Source organism: Tardiphaga sp. 20_F10_N6_6 (assembly GCF_052076045.1).
Classification (GTDB): domain Bacteria; phylum Pseudomonadota; class Alphaproteobacteria; order Rhizobiales; family Xanthobacteraceae; genus Tardiphaga; species Tardiphaga robiniae.
In genome coordinates, this window is the sequence record NZ_CP197239.1 from 774,060 (window position 1) to 791,885 (window position 17,826).

25 protein-coding genes are annotated in these 17,826 nt (G+C 60.4%); 17 read left to right on the forward strand and 8 right to left on the reverse strand.

Annotated elements, in window-relative coordinates; translation table 11 throughout:
• Nucleotides 1-36: 36 nt before the first annotated feature.
• The 3 genes from AB7813_RS03565 to AB7813_RS03575 form a co-directional block, all read right to left on the reverse strand.
• On the reverse strand, nt 37-522 hold the full coding sequence (locus tag AB7813_RS03565) for a hypothetical protein (protein ID WP_093758593.1): 486 nt from the start codon (nt 520-522) through the stop codon (nt 37-39).
• A gap of 90 nt (nt 523-612) precedes the next feature.
• Nucleotides 613-2,037 (reverse strand): amidase, encoded by a 1,425-nt coding sequence (locus tag AB7813_RS03570; RefSeq protein WP_439083464.1) that lies wholly within the window; start codon nt 2,035-2,037, stop codon nt 613-615.
• 70 nt (nt 2,038-2,107) lie between these two features.
• Nucleotides 2,108-3,097: a hydroxyacid dehydrogenase gene (locus tag AB7813_RS03575; protein ID WP_089264355.1), complete on the reverse strand. Its 990-nt coding sequence runs from the start codon at nt 3,095-3,097 to the stop codon at nt 2,108-2,110.
• 203 nt (nt 3,098-3,300) lie between these two features.
• Here AB7813_RS03575 and AB7813_RS03580 point away from each other — a divergent pair, with 203 nt between their 5' ends.
• The 4 genes from AB7813_RS03580 to AB7813_RS03595 all read left to right on the forward strand — a co-directional run bounded on the left by AB7813_RS03580 (nt 3,301) and on the right by AB7813_RS03595 (nt 5,124).
• Nucleotides 3,301-3,984, forward strand: a complete 684-nt coding sequence (locus AB7813_RS03580) for a Spy/CpxP family protein refolding chaperone (protein ID WP_184519486.1) — start codon at nt 3,301-3,303, stop codon at nt 3,982-3,984.
• Between the two features lie 65 nt (nt 3,985-4,049).
• Nucleotides 4,050-4,271, forward strand: coding sequence for a hypothetical protein (locus tag AB7813_RS03585; protein ID WP_089264703.1), 222 nt, complete (start codon nt 4,050-4,052; stop codon nt 4,269-4,271).
• Nucleotides 4,272-4,354: 83 nt separating this feature from the next.
• Nucleotides 4,355-4,612, forward strand: coding sequence for a hypothetical protein (locus tag AB7813_RS03590; RefSeq protein WP_439083463.1), 258 nt, complete (start codon nt 4,355-4,357; stop codon nt 4,610-4,612).
• 128 nt (nt 4,613-4,740) lie between these two features.
• Nucleotides 4,741-5,124: a DUF930 domain-containing protein gene (locus AB7813_RS03595; protein ID WP_244628510.1), complete on the forward strand. Its 384-nt coding sequence runs from the start codon at nt 4,741-4,743 to the stop codon at nt 5,122-5,124.
• 42 nt (nt 5,125-5,166) lie between these two features.
• Here AB7813_RS03595 and AB7813_RS03600 read toward each other — a convergent pair whose 3' ends face one another.
• On the reverse strand, nt 5,167-6,042 hold the full coding sequence (locus tag AB7813_RS03600; RefSeq protein WP_439077122.1) for a LysR family transcriptional regulator: 876 nt from the start codon (nt 6,040-6,042) through the stop codon (nt 5,167-5,169).
• A gap of 287 nt (nt 6,043-6,329) precedes the next feature.
• Between AB7813_RS03600 and AB7813_RS03605 the strand changes: the two genes are divergently transcribed.
• Nucleotides 6,330-6,560 (forward strand): hypothetical protein, encoded by a 231-nt coding sequence (locus AB7813_RS03605; RefSeq protein WP_439083462.1) that lies wholly within the window; start codon nt 6,330-6,332, stop codon nt 6,558-6,560.
• Nucleotides 6,561-6,568: 8 nt separating this feature from the next.
• Here AB7813_RS03605 and AB7813_RS03610 read toward each other — a convergent pair whose 3' ends face one another.
• Nucleotides 6,569-6,757 carry a hypothetical protein gene (locus tag AB7813_RS03610; RefSeq protein ID WP_089264349.1) on the reverse strand — a complete coding sequence of 63 codons (189 nt, stop codon included), beginning with the start codon at nt 6,755-6,757 and terminating at the stop codon, nt 6,569-6,571.
• A gap of 201 nt (nt 6,758-6,958) precedes the next feature.
• Between AB7813_RS03610 and AB7813_RS03615 the strand changes: the two genes are divergently transcribed.
• Entirely contained in the window at nt 6,959-7,183 is a 225-nt protein-coding gene (locus tag AB7813_RS03615; RefSeq protein WP_068731744.1) for a hypothetical protein, read from the forward strand.
• Between the two features lie 70 nt (nt 7,184-7,253).
• On the opposite strand, the gene AB7813_RS03620 is transcribed toward AB7813_RS03615, so the two are convergent.
• Nucleotides 7,254-8,057, reverse strand: coding sequence for an outer membrane protein (locus AB7813_RS03620; RefSeq protein WP_439063858.1), 804 nt, complete (start codon nt 8,055-8,057; stop codon nt 7,254-7,256).
• A 167-nt stretch (nt 8,058-8,224) separates the two neighbouring features.
• Nucleotides 8,225-8,479 (reverse strand): hypothetical protein, encoded by a 255-nt coding sequence (locus tag AB7813_RS03625; protein ID WP_068731748.1) that lies wholly within the window; start codon nt 8,477-8,479, stop codon nt 8,225-8,227.
• A 689-nt stretch (nt 8,480-9,168) separates the two neighbouring features.
• Here AB7813_RS03625 and AB7813_RS03630 point away from each other — a divergent pair.
• Nucleotides 9,169-9,759 carry a hypothetical protein gene (locus AB7813_RS03630; RefSeq protein WP_439063859.1) on the forward strand — a complete coding sequence of 197 codons (591 nt, stop codon included), beginning with the start codon at nt 9,169-9,171 and terminating at the stop codon, nt 9,757-9,759.
• Between the two features lie 13 nt (nt 9,760-9,772).
• On the opposite strand, the gene AB7813_RS03635 is transcribed toward AB7813_RS03630, so the two are convergent.
• Nucleotides 9,773-10,015, reverse strand: a complete 243-nt coding sequence (locus AB7813_RS03635; RefSeq protein WP_439063860.1) for a hypothetical protein — start codon at nt 10,013-10,015, stop codon at nt 9,773-9,775.
• 181 nt (nt 10,016-10,196) lie between these two features.
• On the opposite strand from AB7813_RS03635, the gene AB7813_RS03640 reads away from it, so the two are divergent.
• From AB7813_RS03640 to AB7813_RS03685, 10 genes are all read left to right on the forward strand, one after another.
• Nucleotides 10,197-11,474 (forward strand): tyrosine-type recombinase/integrase, encoded by a 1,278-nt coding sequence (locus tag AB7813_RS03640; RefSeq protein ID WP_441227884.1) that lies wholly within the window; start codon nt 10,197-10,199, stop codon nt 11,472-11,474.
• The gene (locus AB7813_RS03645; protein WP_441227885.1) at nt 11,471-12,070 is read left to right on the forward strand and encodes a hypothetical protein; all 600 of its coding nucleotides are present in this window, start codon (nt 11,471-11,473) and stop codon (nt 12,068-12,070) included. The genes AB7813_RS03640 and AB7813_RS03645 overlap by 4 nt, the downstream gene beginning before the upstream one ends.
• Before the next feature lie 77 nt (nt 12,071-12,147).
• A complete protein-coding gene (locus AB7813_RS03650; protein ID WP_441227886.1) occupies nt 12,148-12,387 on the forward strand; it encodes a helix-turn-helix transcriptional regulator in 240 nt (79 codons plus the stop codon).
• Nucleotides 12,387-12,557, forward strand: coding sequence for a hypothetical protein (locus AB7813_RS03655; RefSeq protein ID WP_175369076.1), 171 nt, complete (start codon nt 12,387-12,389; stop codon nt 12,555-12,557). Before AB7813_RS03650 ends, AB7813_RS03655 begins: the two co-directional genes overlap by 1 nt.
• Before the next feature lies 1 nt (nt 12,558).
• A complete protein-coding gene (locus AB7813_RS03660) occupies nt 12,559-13,362 on the forward strand; it encodes a hypothetical protein (protein WP_441227887.1) in 804 nt (267 codons plus the stop codon).
• Complete coding sequence (locus AB7813_RS03665) at nt 13,359-13,877, forward strand: hypothetical protein (protein WP_441227888.1); 519 nt, start codon at nt 13,359-13,361, stop codon at nt 13,875-13,877. The genes AB7813_RS03660 and AB7813_RS03665 overlap by 4 nt, the downstream gene beginning before the upstream one ends.
• A gap of 675 nt (nt 13,878-14,552) precedes the next feature.
• Entirely contained in the window at nt 14,553-14,915 is a 363-nt protein-coding gene (locus AB7813_RS03670) for a hypothetical protein (RefSeq protein ID WP_441227889.1), read from the forward strand.
• 91 nt (nt 14,916-15,006) lie between these two features.
• A complete protein-coding gene (locus AB7813_RS03675) occupies nt 15,007-15,603 on the forward strand; it encodes a hypothetical protein (protein ID WP_441227890.1) in 597 nt (198 codons plus the stop codon).
• Complete coding sequence (locus tag AB7813_RS03680) at nt 15,600-16,631, forward strand: phage major capsid protein (protein WP_441227891.1); 1,032 nt, start codon at nt 15,600-15,602, stop codon at nt 16,629-16,631. Before AB7813_RS03675 ends, AB7813_RS03680 begins: the two co-directional genes overlap by 4 nt.
• The gene (locus AB7813_RS03685) at nt 16,628-17,584 is read left to right on the forward strand and encodes a S49 family peptidase (RefSeq protein ID WP_441227892.1); all 957 of its coding nucleotides are present in this window, start codon (nt 16,628-16,630) and stop codon (nt 17,582-17,584) included. The genes AB7813_RS03680 and AB7813_RS03685 overlap by 4 nt, the downstream gene beginning before the upstream one ends.
• Nucleotides 17,585-17,826 lie beyond the last annotated feature (242 nt).

The window sequence follows — 17,826 nt, forward strand, 5'->3', positions numbered from 1 at the left end:
CCGCTGGACGGCGGCGTCGCCTGAAACCGGCTTTCGTCAGTAGTCGCTGTAACGCGAGGCGCTGCTGCCCACGGTCATCTGGCTCTTCAGCGTCTCGAAACGATCGCGGGCGGCGCGCTCGCGCCCATCGATGAAATCGATGATTTCGTCACGCGGCATCGGGCCTGACGAAATCGGTCGTGAACTGCCGATGGTTTCATCGACGAAATACTGGCCGTCGTCGTCGCGGCGAGCGGTCCAGCGAAAGCGGATGGCATCGAGCGGACCGGGGCCGAGACGAGAGTAGCCATCGACCTCGAGGGCCTCTGGAACCGTGGAGGGCGACTCGTGTTCGACGAGCGGCGCTTCGGGCTCGGCGGCGACCATGACGGATACAGTCTCGGTGACCACGGTTTCAGTGACGACGGTAATCGAAGCGGGTTCGGTGTCGCCGTGTTCGGCCACTTGCGATTCCGCTTCCTTGCGGTCGAGAATGCTCGCAATGGCCGCAAGGGCGTGATCGGTCGGATCGTTCTGGGTCATTGAAATGCGCCTCCCCGCAATTACGCAACGTCCACATACGCCGATATGTAATCGGCTGTGGTTTCATTTTGGTAATCGCTGTGGCTGTTTTTAGGCAGAGATCGGCGGACGCCTGTCTTTCCAGGGCCGGATCTGCTCGAGTTGCCCAGCCAGACGGAACAGCATGGCCTCGTCGCCGAAATGCGCCGTGAACATCATACCGATCGGCAGGCCTTTGCTGCTCCCGGCCAGGGGCACCGACATGGACGGCTGGCCGGTCATGTTGGCCATACTGGTGCCTGGCATGTAGCGGCGCAGCAAAGGCGCCACATGGCCGAGATCGTCCGACATCGTGTCGATCTCACCGATCCTGATCGGCGGCGTGCAGAGCGTCGGCGACAGGAAGATATCGCAGCCGGTAAAGAATTCGGTGACGCTGCGGGAGATCTGGAATGCGTTCTGCAGTGCTGTCACGTAGTCGACTGCGCTTGCCTTGCGGGCATTGTGTGCGCTGCCGAGTGTGAGTTTCTCGAAATCATTGGAGGTCATCGGGCGGCCGAACTTCTTCTCCGCGAACTGCACGGTAACCGCCGTATTGGCCGACACGATCGCCGCAATCACTTGTGCAGGGTCCAGCGGCAACGCCGGCGCGCGTTCTTCGACATGATGCCCCTGTGCTTCGAGTAACCTGGCGACATCGCGGACGGCGGCGGCGACTTCGGGATCGATTGCATCGCCATAGGGCGACTTGTCGGTGAAGAAGATGCGCAGCCTGCCGGGACCACGGCTGACTTCATCGAGGAAGGGACGTTCCGGTGCGGGCGCCATATAGGGGCTGGTCAGTTCAGGCCCGTGAACAGCATCGAGCATCGCGGCGCTGTCGCGTACGCTGATGCTGACGACGTGGCCGCAGGAAAAGCCGCCCCAGCCTTCGGCCTTGTCAGGACCCGTCGGATTGCGCGCGCGGGTCGGCTTCAGACCGAACACGCCGCAGGCCGAGGCGGGAATACGGATCGAACCTCCGCCATCGCTGGCATGGGCGACCGGCAGGATCCGTGCAGCCACGGCAGCGGCCGCGCCGCCGGACGAGCCGCCCGATGCATGATCGGTATTCCACGGATTGCGCGTCGGTCCGTGTAGCCGGCATTCGGTCGTCGGCATCAGCCCGAATTCGGGGCTCGCGCTCTTGCCGAATATCGTCAGGCCGGCCTTGAGAAAGCGCTGTGCGAGGGTGCCGGTGTGATCGGCGACGAAGTCCTTGTAGACACTCGCCCCGAAGGTCGTACGCGTGCCGTCGAGGAGTTCGAGATCCTTCAGCAGGAATGGCACACCGGTGAACGGCCCGTCGGGCAACCCCTCGTCGATCTGGCGCCGCGCATAGTCCTCATGGCGCACCACGACAGCGTTGATCCGGGGATTGACGCGCTCGGTGCGCGCCACCGCCTCATCGAGCAGTTCGCGCGGGCTGACCTGCTTGCTACGCACCAGCCCGGCAAGGCCGAGCGCATCGTGATCGCCATATTCCTTGAATGCCATCGCGGGGTACTCTGGTGAGGACTGCGGACGTGCTAGCGCGGATCAATCATCCGCGCCAGCAATCGACGGTTCAGCCGAACACGTCCGCGTTGACGGCATTTTGCTTGATCGGCTCGCCGTCGAGCACGCTCAGCATGTTGCGCGCGGTCTGCGCGCCCATGCGGTCGAGTGCTTCGCGGGTCACGCCGGCGACGTGCGGCGCGATGATCACGTTCGGCAGTTCGAACAGCGCATGACCGAGCGGCGGCGGTTCCGCCTCGAACACGTCGAGGCCAGCGCCGGCGAGCTTGCCCGAGACCAGCGCGTCATGCAGCGCGGCTTCGACGATGATGCCGCCACGCGCGGTGTTGATAAGATAGGCCGACGGCTTCATGCGGGCGATCCGCGCAGCGTTGAACAGGCCGGTCGTCTCCGGAGTCTTCGGGCAATGTAGGCTGACAAAATCGGCACGGGGCAGGGCCGCGTCGAGATCGCTGACAGGCTCGCAGCCGGCAGCCTTGATTGTATCGGCTGAGACATAGGGGTCATAGACCAGCACGTTCATTTCCATCGCCTGGCAGCGCTTGGCGGTGCGGGTGCCGATGCGGCCGAAGCCGACCACCAGCACGGTCTTGCCGAACAGGTCGAATGGCAGCGCTCCAAAGCGCGATGCCCATTTGCCTTCCTTGACCATGGCGTGCAGCTCGACTGCGCGCTTGGCGAGCGTCAACATCATGAACAGCGCCTGTTCCGCAACCGAAGGCGAGTTGGCTGTGCCAGCAATCATCAGCGGCACCTTGCGCTTGGACAGCGCCGGCACATCGACCGCGTCGTAGCCGACGCCGATGCGCGCCACCACCTTCATGTCCTTGCAGGCTTCGAGTTCGGACTCGCCGAACCGCGTGGCGCCGAGCGCGGTGCCGTGCACCGGTGCGTGTTGCTCAATCAGCTTGATGTAGTCGGCAGCGGAAATCAGATTGCTGAACTTGACCACTTCGATGTCATCGCGTGCATTGAACAGGTCCATTCCCTGGGTCGACATCGACTCGGTGATCAGAAGTTTCTTCTTGTTGGTCGCCATTTCCACCCCTTGAAGCATTCTACGTTGTTGCGCACCTGCCAATGGCCGCGCGGGCGTTATCTAACAGGCTTGGCTCGATGAGGTCTACCATTGGCGGAGACGTGGCGTGTGGACTTGGCCGTGTTGAAGCCACTATGGTCGCTGATGATCACAAGTGATTTGCTGCGCCGCGAAATTGCGGTGAGGAGACGATGATGACCAGAATGAATTTGCCCAAGCGCACGCATCGACCATTGCGCCATGTGCTGTGCGTCGCCGCCGTTATGCTGCTCGGAAATTCCGCAGCGGTCCACGCGCAGGGACTGGTGCAGGGCGTGCAGCAGGGCGCAAGAGACGGCAATCGTGCGGCTGGGCCGATCGGGGGCGTTCTCGGCGGAGCGATCGGCGGCGTCGTGGGCGTTGTCGGCGGCGTACTGGGCGTGCCCTCGAACAGCAATGTTCGCGGTCCCGTGGGCGGGCAGTCGAGCGCCAAACAAACCAAGGCCGCCAAGAAGGGCAAGAAGGGCGCTCAACCCGCGGCGGAGCCGGAACTCACCGCCGAGCAGATCGTCGCGAGTAGCGACGCCAACACTAGCCGTATCAAGACGTCGCTCAACCTGACGCCGGAGCAGGAAAAGAACTGGGCCGGTTTTAGCAACGCCATGCATACGCTCGGCAATAACGGCGCGGAGCGTCTGAAACTGCGTATCGCCCGCGCCAAGCGCGATCCGCCGGATGACATCATCGAGCAGATGCGCAACGAGGCTCAGTTCCTCAACGACCGGGCCGTCGATCAGCGCGCCGTTGCCGATGCCGCGGAGCCGCTATTCGCTACGCTGGATGACAAGCAGAAGGCGCTGTTCATCCAGGAGATGGTCGGCCTCAGCCGCGAGCGCGGTCTCGACTAATCGCCGCAGAGAGGAACCTCTTGGCCACGGGGACGTTTTTCCTTCATCAGATGAAGGAGACGATCATGGCTGAGAAATTCGATCCCGCACCCCACGACAAATACGCTGTTGGCGTGAAGGAGGCAGCGCGTGCTGATCGCAAAACGTCTGAGGAACTCAAGACCGGCCTGAAGGACAGTTTCCCGGCTTCGGATCCTGTGAGTGTGACGCAGCCGGACCGGTCGAAACACGATAACGACGACGGCTCATCGCTCTGGAACAAGATCACGGGTGTCTTCAAATCCTGACGGCGCGCGCGTTGCTGTAATAATTAGTTAACCACGTGCGCTGCACAATCACATCGGGCTTTGACTGATGATGGAGGCTGGCGTTGGCGACCGTGTTCTCTGACAGTAATCTTGAAGCAGCCGATATCCCTGCGGCTTCACGGCGGGGCGATATCTTCACCATCCACGCGACGCGCAATGATCAGAGCATGGTGACGCACCGGATCATTCCGGACGTCGCCGTCGCGCAGGCCCGGACGCTCAATGATGCGGGTTGGCGGGTCAGTATCTCCGGTCTCGGCGGCCGCCGGTTCTCGCCCTCGGAATTTCATCAGTTGCTGACATTCAAACGGATCGGCTGACGGTCCCGAATTTGAAACCCCGCCGGTAACACGAGCGGGGTTTTTTGCATGTGCGAACATGGTAGGTTCGCGCCACAAAATCCTCGCAAGTCAAATAAGGTAATTGGCCTAAGGCAATGAGAAAACTAGTGTTCGCAGTTGTTGCCTTTATCGGCATCGCTGCCCAATCTCCCCTACATGCAGCGTCGTCCCGGACCGATCAGATGCTCAAGCTGTCGCCGGAAACCCGTCTGGAGCAGCGTTGCGATGCGCGTGCGATGGGCTCCGTGGGCCGTGAGCACAAGGGATACAAGCCGGACGAGTTCGTGGCCTATGCATTTGCCGATCCGGTCATTCGAGGCAACCAGATCAAAGCACCGGGCGGTGCCATCCGCAGCGGGGGCAAGTGGTACAGGCTGTCCTATGTCTGCGAGACCACGCCTGACGGGCTCGACGTCAAATCCTTTGCCTATCAGCTTGGCACCGAGGTGCCGCGTAGCGAATGGGACGAACATTATCTCGTGCCACGCTGACTGCCGATGGGGACTACGGCCGGGCTCAAGATCATGGCTGAGCTACAGGTTCAACATGGCCGGCGATTTGAAAAAGCGTGACGAGATCGCGTTGAGCAATTCTGTGCTCTGCATTGTTTCCAGGTTCGAGCGCGCACACAGCAACGCTTTGACGGGCGGCAGGTGCGGCAGGTAATATTCCTGCGCCCAGACAAGTGCAGGCGGGATCATCCGCTTCGGAATCGCGGTGAAGCCGATGCCGCTTTCAACAGCTGCCAGCTTGGCGTGATAATCGGGACTGTTGAATACGATCTTGTAGGACAGGCCGTGGCGCGTCAGCGTCCGGATCATCAGATCGTCGCCCGGCCAGGTCAGAATCGGGATCGGTGCGCCCGGACTGAGGACGAAGTCCTTTGCGCGCACCCACACGAACTCCTCATCGGCTTCGTTGACGATCAGGTGCGATATCTCGCTGCTCATTTCCGGATTTTCGAGAATGTACGCGATATCGATATAGCCGTCGATCAGGCCTTTGGTGATGCCCACCGAGTTGTCAGTGTGAATGACCAGATCGGCCAGGCTTTGGGAGGTCTGATGGCTGAAGAAATCCTGCACGAACAGTGTGCTCAATCCAAACCGGATAGGCTGCGGAAGATTGGCCACGCCGCCAATCCGTAACATCTGGTCGTTGGCTTCCAGAATCCGTCTGGCCTGATGCAGCACCAGCTTGCCGAGCTGGGTAGCCGTCGTGCCGTTGACCGTTTTGGTGAAGAGGTTGCCTCCCACCATGGTCTGAATGCGCTTGATCTGGGAACTGACGGCGGGTTGGCTCAGGCCCAGCCGTTCGGCGGCCTTGGTCAGGCTGCCGGTTTCCGCGATCGCCACCACGGTGCGAACGATCTCGATGGGGATATTGAGCGGCTGATATCGCTTGTGCATTGCGACATTCCAGGGTCGTCGAGCAGATCGATCCATCAACATCTATAGTTGTGTGATGATGAACCGCAATCGAAGAATTTAGATATACTCTAAACTGCGTGAAAAGACGTATCGCGTGGAACCCGCAATCTGGATAATCCTGCCGGAACAACGTAGCTCAATACGGCGGCGATTCCTTAAGGGAGCAGAACTTCTTTTAAGCAATTACAGGTTGTCTATTTCGGCGCTCGGCATGCGTGAAAACGCGATAGTCTGGGCAGGCTGTCATCGGTTTTCGGAGACTGCAGATGTCCGGCACCCGCAGAGTTCATCTGAACGATAACATTCGAACCGAACATCTGAAATGTTCGGGCTGCAGGACCCAAGTTTATCTGATCAAGATCGAGACGGACGACGAGGGCGGTGAAATTCGCACCTTTGGCTGTCCACATTGTGCCGCGTCGAAATCGCTGCGTTTGGCGCCACGCCGGCAACACCTCAAGCCCGCTGAACTCGTTGCGGACCAGGTCGTCTACTGATCGAACGACTACAGTCGATCGACGCGCAAAAAGAATGCCCAGATGATGGACAGGACGGCGGCGATGACAAGCCATGACGGGTTCATGCAGAATATGTCGCCATAGCGGCACACCTGCATCGCCCATCCGCTGTTGTTGATACTCGCTGCGTAAAAGACACCGGCAGCGACCGTCAGAATGCTCGCGATCATGAACATGGGACGCTCCAATAATATTGGCGCCACACTGTTCTGCATTCTTGAAGCAGCCGTGAATCGAATCGACGAAAGTCGGGGGCTTTGCGCATTTTTGATACGCGCACTCCAGCCCGATACCGTCGCGGATCCGCTTGAGGCTTTGTTAACCGCGAGTCGCCCAGAGTTCCCGATGGGGACATTGCGACGTTGGGGAGGCCCGATTTGGCCAAATACGAAACGACGAAGTACGCGCAGATGCGCCGTTGCCGGATGGCGCATCTCCATGGCGAGTTGATCGACGAGCGATTCAGCGACGATGCCGACAGCGTTTTCGTCAACGGCTATGTTCACGCCGTTCGTCCGGATCTGACCTGCTGGCCACTGCGCTGGACGATCACCGTGGAGCCGTATCCGGTCGAAAGCCGCGTTCTGGCGATGACCGGCTGACCGGCGCACGCATCTCCAAACAAAAGGCCCTCGCTAGCGAGGGCCTTTTGTTTGGAGATCTTTGCAGCGATCAGTAGCGCGCGACCGACGGGCCGCCGAAATGATAGTTCAGTCCGCCGCGTACCGTATTGGTCTTCAGGTCGATATCGTGGGCAATGATACCGGTGGCAGCGCCTGGTCCGGTGAAGGTCGGAGCCGAGACCGATTGCTTGCCGAAATCGGTATGGAGATATTCGACCTTCGCCGACCAGTTTTTGGTGAACGCGTGTTCGATACCGGCGCCGACCGTCCATCCCGCTACGGTCTTTGACAGTGACGCGGTTTCGTTCTGGCCAGTCGTGTCGGTTAGCGAGGAGGCGAAATTCAACTCGGTGAGCGCGAGACCGCCGGTCGCATAAAACAGCGTGCGATCGACCGTGTAGCCGACGCGCGGGCGCAGCGTGACCAGCCAGTCGCTCGTCACGGAATTCGTGGTGGTGAAAGATCCGCCGGCGGGGAAGGGCGCGGTGAAACCGCGCGACTGCTTCAGGCCGAAATAGTTCGCGTCGGCCTCGACGCCGAACAACCAGCGGTCCACCTGATGATTATAGCCGACCTGACCGCCACCGGTGAAGCCATCGGGATTGAGCCGCGGCGAGGCAGCCGCAATTGCCTGCTGGTTTGCGATCGGCGCGGTGCCATTGACGAAAGCGTTGGAGACGTTGCTCTGGCCCCAGGAACCGCCGGCGTTGCCGCCGACATACCAGCCGCCCCAGCTATAGCCTGCTTCGGTCGTCGCGGGCGTCTTGGTCCAGACGCGCGACTGCAGGTCGGCAGCGGCGGCATTCACCGCGCCCGACGCTGCGATGATCGCGGCCAGCCAAAGGGTTCGCATCCAGGACCTTCCATCGCTCTGAAGATATTGAGCGAATTCGACACAAGCTTTAGCTGGAAACGCTGACCTTGGCTGTCACCGGGGGGCAACAGAAGCAGAACAATACCTGAGTACGGCAGCAAAAAGCCCGGCCGTTGGGCGGCCGGGCTTTCCGTAACTTGATGCGATCAGTAGGCGCAGACGTTGACGGTCCGGACGCGCGGCCCGCGGCGGGTTTCCACCACGCGGCGCTGCAGGCAGCCGTCGGTCAGGCCGCCGACATAGAAGGTGGGCCCGCCATAGAAGGCGTGGTGACCGTAGCCACCCCATCCACCGTGCCAGCCACCGACATGCCAGCTATGGGCCGATGCAGCGCTGGGGGCGAGGGCGGCTGCACCGAGCGAGGCTGCAGCGATCAGTCCGAGGGTTACTTTGCGAAACATAGATCTTCTCCATTGGGTGGGCGCGCGAGCGCTTTGCTGTGTCCCTGCCCATCAGTCGCTACCCTCGTCGGGCGCGTTCAAAGCGGTTCTGGAGAATCGTGTTTCAGTCTTGTTTCGTCGGAGACAGCTTCATCGAAGCCGGGTCTACGATCAGGGCGGCGCAGTGGCTGCAGGCGCACCGACTAGCCGAGTTGCGAGATGATTGAGCGGCGGTGTCGCGAAATCGTCGCGCGCTTAGAAGCGGGCGCGGTAACCGTCATAGGCGTGAGCGGCCAGAATGCCGGCGCTGAGAAATCCGAAGAGTGCAGTGACGGTCTCAATCATCGTGGTAGTCCTTATTCCCCCGCGAACTACAGACGGCACGGGGGGCCGCACAGTCAAAGAGATTCGCGGTCGGCTTTTCATTCGGAGCTGTAGTGATGCGTCGTTGCAACATTTTACGCGGTTGCGAGGAGCGATCGCGGCGCAACGGCGATGACAATGCGGCGCCGGCGAGGCGACGCCAGCCCGGCGCAGGGTTAACGGGCGCTGAAGGCGTATCTGCGCGGGCATGATGAGGCGACATGGGGGATGACCGAGTCGCAGCAGTTCACCTCAGTGGATTTTTTGCTTACATACGCTTCAAGGAATCGCGCCGGTTGTCTCGCTCCCCGAGCCGCAGGATCGGACGTCGCAAGTGAGGATCTCCAGTGGCCGATACGTTCAATAACGAGATCAATGTCGGGCCGCCCCCTGTGCCGCTGCGCAAACGCAGGTCGTTCGGCCCGTTCGGAGTTGTCGCCGTGCTGTTGATCCTCGCTGGCGGCGGTGGATATCTCTGGCTGAACTACCACGACACACTGACCGACATGGCACAGGCGGTGACAGGAAGCACTGGCCCCAGAGAGAGCGCCCCGGTGTTGGCGAGCGCGTCGGAGGGCGGCGTCAGCGCGACTGATTTCGCGGCGTTCCAGCAGCAGACCGGAAGCTCGATCCAGGCTGCTACCGAATTGCTGACGGCGCAGCAGACAGAGTTGAAGCGCCTGTCCGATCAGATCCAGGGCCTCACGACCCAGGTCGTTGGACTAACCGCCAAGATCGATACGATGCAGGGCAGGGGCGTTCTCTCCCCGCCGGCTCCGGCCGCTGCGGCGCCAGCGCCCATGGTGGCAGCTCCGGCTGCGCCAGTGGCCGCGCGCCCGGCACCCACGGCGCCGCGCAAGCGACCCGCCGATCGTCCCGCCGGTGCCATCTCGGTCGGCGGCGCTCCGCTCCCCGCGGCAGCACAGCCGCCGCGGTGATCCCTTAAGCGGCCTAACGCGTCTGGGGCCGTCGTGTTTTTTTGGGCGGACGATGGCGGCTGAGATCGGGCGGGCCGCCGACGATCTTGGTTTTCACGAATTCGCATTTCGGGCAGGTGAAGGTGCACTTGTCGCCGCCGCCGGGATCCGGCTCGCTTCGCAGCAACGCCATTCGCGCCCGGCACATCGCGCAGCGCGGTGGCTTGAGAGGGGCGAGTGTTTCAGCGGGCGTCGTTTGCTCGGATTGATCGATCATGTTGTCCGACAGAGGATGATGCGGCAAATGGCGGAAAGGGTGTCCGTAATTTTGATTCCGTTGTATTCCGCCCCTGTCCAAAAACATACGTAAAAGGGCACAATCTGGCGATAATCGTCTGGACAAATCCAACCACGTCCGGCCAAATCCGGACCTATTTTGTGGGTTGGATTGTGGGTCAATGGCAGCCTCGAAGGGCCTAACGGCGATCGAAGTCACTAAGCAGAAGAAGCCCGGCCGATACGCCGATGGCGGCGGCCTGTATTTACAGGTGACCAACGCCGGCACCAAAAGCTGGCTCCTTCGCTACATGATCGCAGGCCGTGCCCGCGAGATGGGGCTGGGCCCAGTCGACCTGGTAACCCTTGCGGAGGCTCGTGAGAGTGCCCGTGCCGGTCGCAAGCTTATTCTGACCGGTGTCGACCCGCTTGAGCAGCGACGCGCGGAAAGACTCCAGGCGAGCGCAGCTCATGCCAAGCTGATGACATTCGAACAGGCAGCCGAAAAGTACATAACTGCTCATCAGACAGGCTGGAAATCAGCGAAGCACGGCGATCAATGGCGCTCCACGTTGGAAACCTACGCTTATCCGACAATCGGCCGGCTGGCCGTTGATGCCATCGACACCAATCTGGTGCTGAAGATTCTTGAGCAAACCGAGAGCGAGGAACTTGGTGCACCGACGTTCTGGGCCGGAAAAACCGAGACCGCGAGCCGGGTGCGAGGCCGCATCGAGAAAATACTGGACTGGGCAAAAGCTCGAAAGCTGAGAGATGGCGAAAATCCAGCTCGGTGGCGAGGACATCTCGACCAGCTTCTGCCCGCCAAGTCATCGGTCGCCCCCGTTCGGCATCATAAAGCTCTTCCGTACGCCGATCTTCCCGCCTTCATGGTCCACCTTCGCGCCAAAAACAGCATCAGTGCTCGTGCGCTTGAGTTCACCATTCTTACCGCGGCACGTACCAGCGATACGATCGAAGGCACGCGGTCTGAGCTCAACATTCAGGAGAAGCTTTGGACAGTTCCTAAAGCACGAATGAAGGGGAAAAAGGGCGCCCGGAAGTACGATCATGTCGTACCGCTTTGCGAGCGCGCCTGCGACATAGTGGAGTTGGCCGGCGGCACCGGCGAGTTCATCTTTCCTGGGGCAGAGGAGGGCACCCCACTATCAAATATGGCAATGTTGGAGTTGCTGCAGGGTATGGAGGGGGTTGACAACGACCTGACCGTGCACGGCTTCCGATCAACGTTTAAGGACTGGTGCGCCGAGCAGACTTCATACCCAAACGAGGTCTCCGAAATGGCGCTCGCCCACACAGTTTCCGACAAGGTTGAAGCAGCCTATCGCCGCGGCAATATGAGGGAGAAGCGCCGGCGCCTGATGGACGATTGGGCGCAATACTGCGCCGGGGGAACGCGCAACGCTTCGGTCGTACCAATTCGGGCAGCATCCACGTGAGCGAAGTGTCAGCTGAATCGGCTTACGATGCTGCCCTTGCGTACCTGCTGCAGCACCCTTGGGTGGCGGACAAGGAAGCCAGTAACCGGTCTTATCGGTTCAATCTGATGTGCGAAGCTGGCCTAGATTTTGTCGATGACGCGTCGACGCCGATGGAGGGCCGCGTTCTTTACTCGGGTGACCACCCCGAGCGCTTGATCGAACTCGCAGGGAGCGGAGATCGGATCGCCCATGAAGCGCTTTGCGAAATTGCCGCGCATCGCACAGGTCGAAACCTTTCCTTGCCATTGGCCCTGCAGGCATACGTCGTCCGGGCAGCCATGACCCCGCCGAACTTCCGACAAGGCAGCCACGCCGTTTCGCATCTGCATCGAGATGAAGCTATCTTTGCTGCCGTGGAGCTTATGATATCCCGAGGCCTAAGGCCCACCAGAAACCGCGCCAGCACGGGCCCGTGTGCCTGCTCCATAGTTTCGGAGGCACTTAGCGAGTGCCGCTTAGCAACGAGCGAATTGAACGTGGCGTCAATCTGGCGGAAGCGATGTAAAACGCGCCAAGCCGCCGGCTTCCGCATTTCCAGCGATGTGCAAAACTAATCTCGTTTATTTTTGGTACGACGAGCGCTGAGCGCTTCTGCATCTTCCAGCCAAGCCCGGGATGATCCGGTTGGAACATGGAGAACAAGGTGCAAAGCTCAGACAATCAGGTCGATACCTTACTCAGGCTTGCCGCCGTCAAAGAAGCGACCGGTCTAGGTCGCTCCACCATTTACGACCTCATGAGCGAGAAGCCGCCGCAGTTCCCTCGTCCGATCAAATTGACCGAACGCGGCAAGGCGGTCGCTTGGCTTGCCTCCGAGATCGCCCAGTGGCAGCGCGATCGCATCGCTCAGCGTGATCGGTCGGCGATCTAATGCTTTCGATCAACGAAATCGTCCAGCACGACGATGGCGCATGGTTCATCGGCTGGCACGACGATGCTCCCGGCCCGTTCGGATCGCGCCAGCATGCTGAAGCGGTCGCGCTCGTCCAGAACCGTCCCGTGCGAAAGCTCTCCCCTCATGAAGACCCTGCGAGAACGTGACATGTGGCAAGCTTCCGTATTGGCTGACCGACGCCTCACGCCGGCAACGAAAACTCTCTTGCAACGGATCTCGCTGCACAAGAATTTCAAGACCGGACAATGCAATCCGTCCTATCAGACGCTGGCCGATGGGACAGGCCAGCAGATCACCGCCATACCGAAGCAAATCAAAGCAGGCGAGCAGGCGGGATACATCCGACGAGTGAGCACGAAAGGTCGGCATTCGAATAGCTACGAATTATCGCTGCCGACAGATCATCCAACAATCGCTGGCGAGACAGGGTTAACCGCCCACCGCCGTACAGGGTCAACCAGCGACAGCAGTACACGGTTGAAAGAGATCAACCCGGTACGGCCGTTCACCTCAACCACCTACGAACAGCCTTCCGAACCACCTACGGCCATCCACACAAACACTGAAGTATTGAACAAAGAAGAGAACAGAGAAGGATATCTATTTCTTCCGATGCCACCCACATGCGGCGTCGATGTCGCGTCAGATAGTTTCTTCAAACGGTTCTACGCAGCCTACCCACGCAAGAAGGCACCGGGAGACGCTGAACTTGCTCTGGGTCAAGTTCTGAAAAAGAAGCAGGCGACTGAAGCTGAGATCATGGCCGGCGTGGCGCGGCTGGTGGAACACTTCTCCCGTCGTCCGCCTACGGACCGCAAGTACATTCCATACCCAGCCCGATGGTTGCGAAGCCGCGCATGGGCCGATGAGCTTGAAGAGCCGCGCTCTTTCCAGTCGCCCATCGGAATGAATGACCCATCCATTGCTGGCTTTAACCGGAGACCAACATGACCGTACTCCAGGTGCACAAATCGCAACGCGAACTCCGCGTTCTATCCGAGGAGTTCGAGAACACCGGTGAAAGGCTGCTCGATCTCTATAGACGCGATGTCATTGCAAACGCGTACGACAATGCTGATCCGGATACGTTACGTCGGCTGATGCAGGACGTTGATGGAATCCTTCCGACCCTAGCGGATCTGCGGGACCGCTTTGCGGTCATCGCTCGGCCAGCCACCGAGGTCGAGATTGGCGACCACCTCGCGGTGATGAGGTTGAATTTTCACAATAGCAAAGCCGCCGGTGCTTACGCATCGATCATGGTGGACCGTGCCATAGCCAAGGCGCCATCGTTCGCCGCCATCGAGTGGGCAACGCGGGATTGCATTGATACCCGCAAGTTCATGCCGGTCACGGCGGAGGTGCTCGAGATGATCGCCAATGCGCAGGGTAGGCTGAACTCCATCCGCGACGTCATCGCAACCCTACCGGCACGCCGCGCGGCGATGGCTAAACGCATCGAGTAGGATCAGCCGCGATGATCGCGGCGGGACAAAGGGGCGGGGGCCTAAGTTCCCGAAGTCGGGAAGGGGCAGTTACCGCTGTGGATCGCACGGAGACAAAATTTTTTGGTGACCCTTATTTTATCTAATCAAAGTCGGCCAAATGACCGAAAAACCCCCTGAAGCGCAGCGGCATTTGAATTTTTGATTTCCTTGATTTTTGACCGATCTTCGAAATTCGGAGGACGTTGTGATCGTCGAAGTGGAATGCGTGACGTGTGGCTCGGCGTTTCGATACGAGCAGAGTGGCCGCGGCCGCCGTCGCCGAACATGCTCGCCGAAATGCCGGCGCGTCCGCCAACGCTCGCAGAACGCCAGCTATCCGCGGCTTGCGGCGACACCGCGGATACCGAAGATCCCAAAGGTCTGTGTCATCTGCGATCAGCCGTTCATGGCCGTGGTGGCGAAGCGGAAGGCGTGCGGGCCGGCATGCGGCGGTGTCCTGGCGAAGCGAAACGGGGACATGGGGCGCCGCCGCAATGCCGATGAACGGCGCCGGCGGGTTTGCGAGGGATGCTCAGCACCGTTCCTCATGCGCAACCCCAGCGGCCAGGCGCGCGCCGGCAAAAGCCGAGAGGGGCGATTCTGCTCTCACAAGTGCGCGATTGCAGAACGGAGGGCCGTATGCAGCGAGGCAACATGACCGAGGATGTGTTCCAGCAGATCTTCGCGATGATCCTTGATGCCATCTCGGACGCCGATCTCCAACGAATGATCGATGAGCTTCGCCGACGGTCGCATTCGTCGATGCTGCGCGAACGGTGCCGAATGCTCGGCGCCTATCGTGCTCGCTGGTATCCAAAACTCAGTGGCCGTGCCGCCGCCAAAGAGATTGAGAAGGATCTCGCTCGGCTGAAGGCTTTGGGACTGTGGCATCGCTCAGCCCCCGCGTTGTCGGATCCGAAACTCGCCCAGGCATTCGAACTCTTGACGTCCGGACCGCCATTGAGCGCCGATCGTATTCGAAAATTGTTTCCGCCCGTCGACGTGGGGCAACGTTGACGTATCGCTGACCCAGCAAATCATCGAAATCTCGATTCGAACGATGTAAGCGCGCCGTCGCGACGCTGATCAACGTTCAGATGAGGTCGTTATGAAATCTGCCCTTGCCGTGAAGCCAGATCCACCGGCGCCCGATGTGGCCGCCGATTACGTGGCCGCCGAGTCTGCTTGGCGCGACATCAATGCCCGGATGCGTGAACTGCGCGCTGAGATCGAACGGCGCCAGCTCGCAAGCAACTTCGCTCCGTTCTCGGATATACCCGAGCGCTCGCGCGACCTAGCTGAGACCGTTATCGATCTGATCACAGCGACCCGGCGCAGCCCACTCAAGGCTGCTGCTGACCTCGAATCACTTGAGTTCGACTTCGCCGTACTGCAACCAAAACACACGCGCGCCCATGAGGCATTCATCGCGGCGCGCAACGCGATGGCCGCGCAGATCGCAATGACCTTTCGCGATCGGCACCTGGAAGCGACCAAGCAGATCGTAGCAGCGATCGACGCACTGAGCGCCGCGCTGCAGGCCGAACGGGACATCCGTGCGGAATACGCCGCAACGTCGCCGGAGCCGACGTCAATTCACCTGCCTGATATCTCGCGCGACCTCAGCCAGATGGATCTGAGTCGATGGGACAGCATCGCCGCTGTCTGGGCTCGCCGCGTGCGTAATTTTGGAGTCAACGCGTGAACCGGCAGCTGCTCACCGAGACATTCGACGAGTTTTCAGCATTCTTGCAGGCGGTCGCGCGCCAAGATGCCGATGGAGGCGATCTGCGCGATGCTCGTCTAGTCATGCAGGCGGTTGCCCTTGGACATCACGAAGGTTTCGGAAATCAAGGCGGGTACCTAGTTCCGGAAGATTTCATAGAGCGCCTCTGGGCTCGCGTATTCGCAACCGGGTCGATTCTCGCCCGCTGTGACCGGCTCCCCATGACTAAGGGCAAAGAGGCTCGGCTGCCTGCAATCACAGATGGGGGAGCGGCCCGGTTCGGCGGAGTTCAGACGTTCTGGACAGAAGAAGCCGCGCCAATTGCTCAGACTGGCTTCGAAATCGAGCAGATAAAGCTTTCGCTCCGCAAAATGCTTTCATTGATCTACACGACTGATGAGTTGCTCGAGGACGCGCCAGTTCTGGCCGCGACGATCGAGCGCCTCTTCGGGTTGGCAGCCGCATTCAAAATCGAGAAGGAAGTAATAAACGGCACTGGCGCCGGATTGCCGCTTGGCGTCATGAAGTCGCCGGCACTGATCACCGTCGATAAGGACGCGGGCCAAGCGGCCGGCACGGTGAGTGTAGCGAATCTGTCGAATATGGTCAGCCGGCTCTGGGGTCCATCGCACCAGCGGGCAATTTGGCTAATGTCCAACGACGTGCTCGGCCGCGTCATGGCGCTGGAGGGCGAGGACGGCTCCACCCTGATCGAGACCGGTCCGGACCGGGAGCGGCTCCTGCACCAAATTCCGGTCGAGCTCTGTGAGCACACAGCAGCCCTAGGTGGCAGCGGGGATATTCTGCTGGCTGATTTCAGTCAGTACCTTCTTGCCGAACGAGAACCGAACTTACTCAGCTCAATTCATGTTCGTTTTCTCACCGATGAATCGGCATTTAAGTTTCGCTATCGCGTCGATGGCGCGCCGGCATGGAAGACGACGATAACCCCGGACAACTCGGCCAATACGCAGTCGCCGTTTGTCGCATTGGGGGCGCGTCCATGAGCCCGCGCGACCACGGCGATGTCTGGGCGATGCTCCGTGCCGAGTCCCAGGCCTGGGCAATTGAGCCGACACGGCTTAGCGGCATGGTCGCGCTAATGGCGCGGGGCGAGCGCATGGCAGCACCGGCACACAATTCCAACGGCGCCCCAGCTGGGATCGCCGTCGTCGGGATTACAGGTCCGCTGATGCGAAATGGCGGGATGATGTCGGATTACTTTGGCTTCTCCAACTACGCCGCAATTCGCGGAAAACTGTATGAAGCGCTGTCCGATCGATCTGTCTCCAAAATCTTGTTGTATGTCGACTCTCCCGGTGGTGCTGCTACTGGCTGCGACGAACTGGGTGCAGATATTGCAGCGGCGGCCAAGGTCAAGCCGATGGCGGCATTTGTCGATGGCCTGGCGGCAAGTGCCGGATACTGGCTCGCGTCTCAAGCACCTCAGATTACAATGACCACATCCGGCGAAGTTGGAAGCATTGGAGTGCTGTGCCTGCACACCGATGTTTCCCGCGCACTCGGCGTCGCCGGCATCCAGCCCACATTCATCGTCAGCAGGGCCAGCCCATTCAAGGTGGAAGCCAATTCCTTCGAGCCGCTCAGCGCTGTTGCGCGAGCCCATATGCAAGATGGAGTCGATAAAGTCGCAGACCGGTTTATCTCCGCAGTCGCAAGCGGGCGCCGCGTCAGCGCAGCCACTGTACGCAGCAATTTCGGCAAAGGGCGTACACTTAGGGCAGACGCCGCTCGCGCGGCCGGCATGGTCGATCGCATCGGCACGCTAAGAGACGCGGTCGGACTCAGCGGATCGTCGTCGACGAGCGCCACGGCACAGATTATCGACGCCGACCGGATTGCATTTCGTCGCCGGCGACTCGAGCTCGAGGCGATGACACCGCAGGAACGCGAATCTGCGGACCGGCTCCGCCGGCTCAAAATCCTGGAGCAGTCGTGACAATGTCCGTTGAGCCACAATCGACGAAGGCGGGTTACATCTGCCATTGGAACGACGAGAAGTGCTCTGGATACATCCGTCCAGACGGTGCGGTTGATCGGTCGCGTGACGTGTTTTGCCATTTAGGCACATTCACCGGCGCGGGACTTTCGCTACCCAGCCGCGGGGACCGCTTTGAGTTCAAGGTCAGGTCACACCGGAGAACGCATAAGCCGGAAGCGTTCGATCTACGGCCGCTGGCA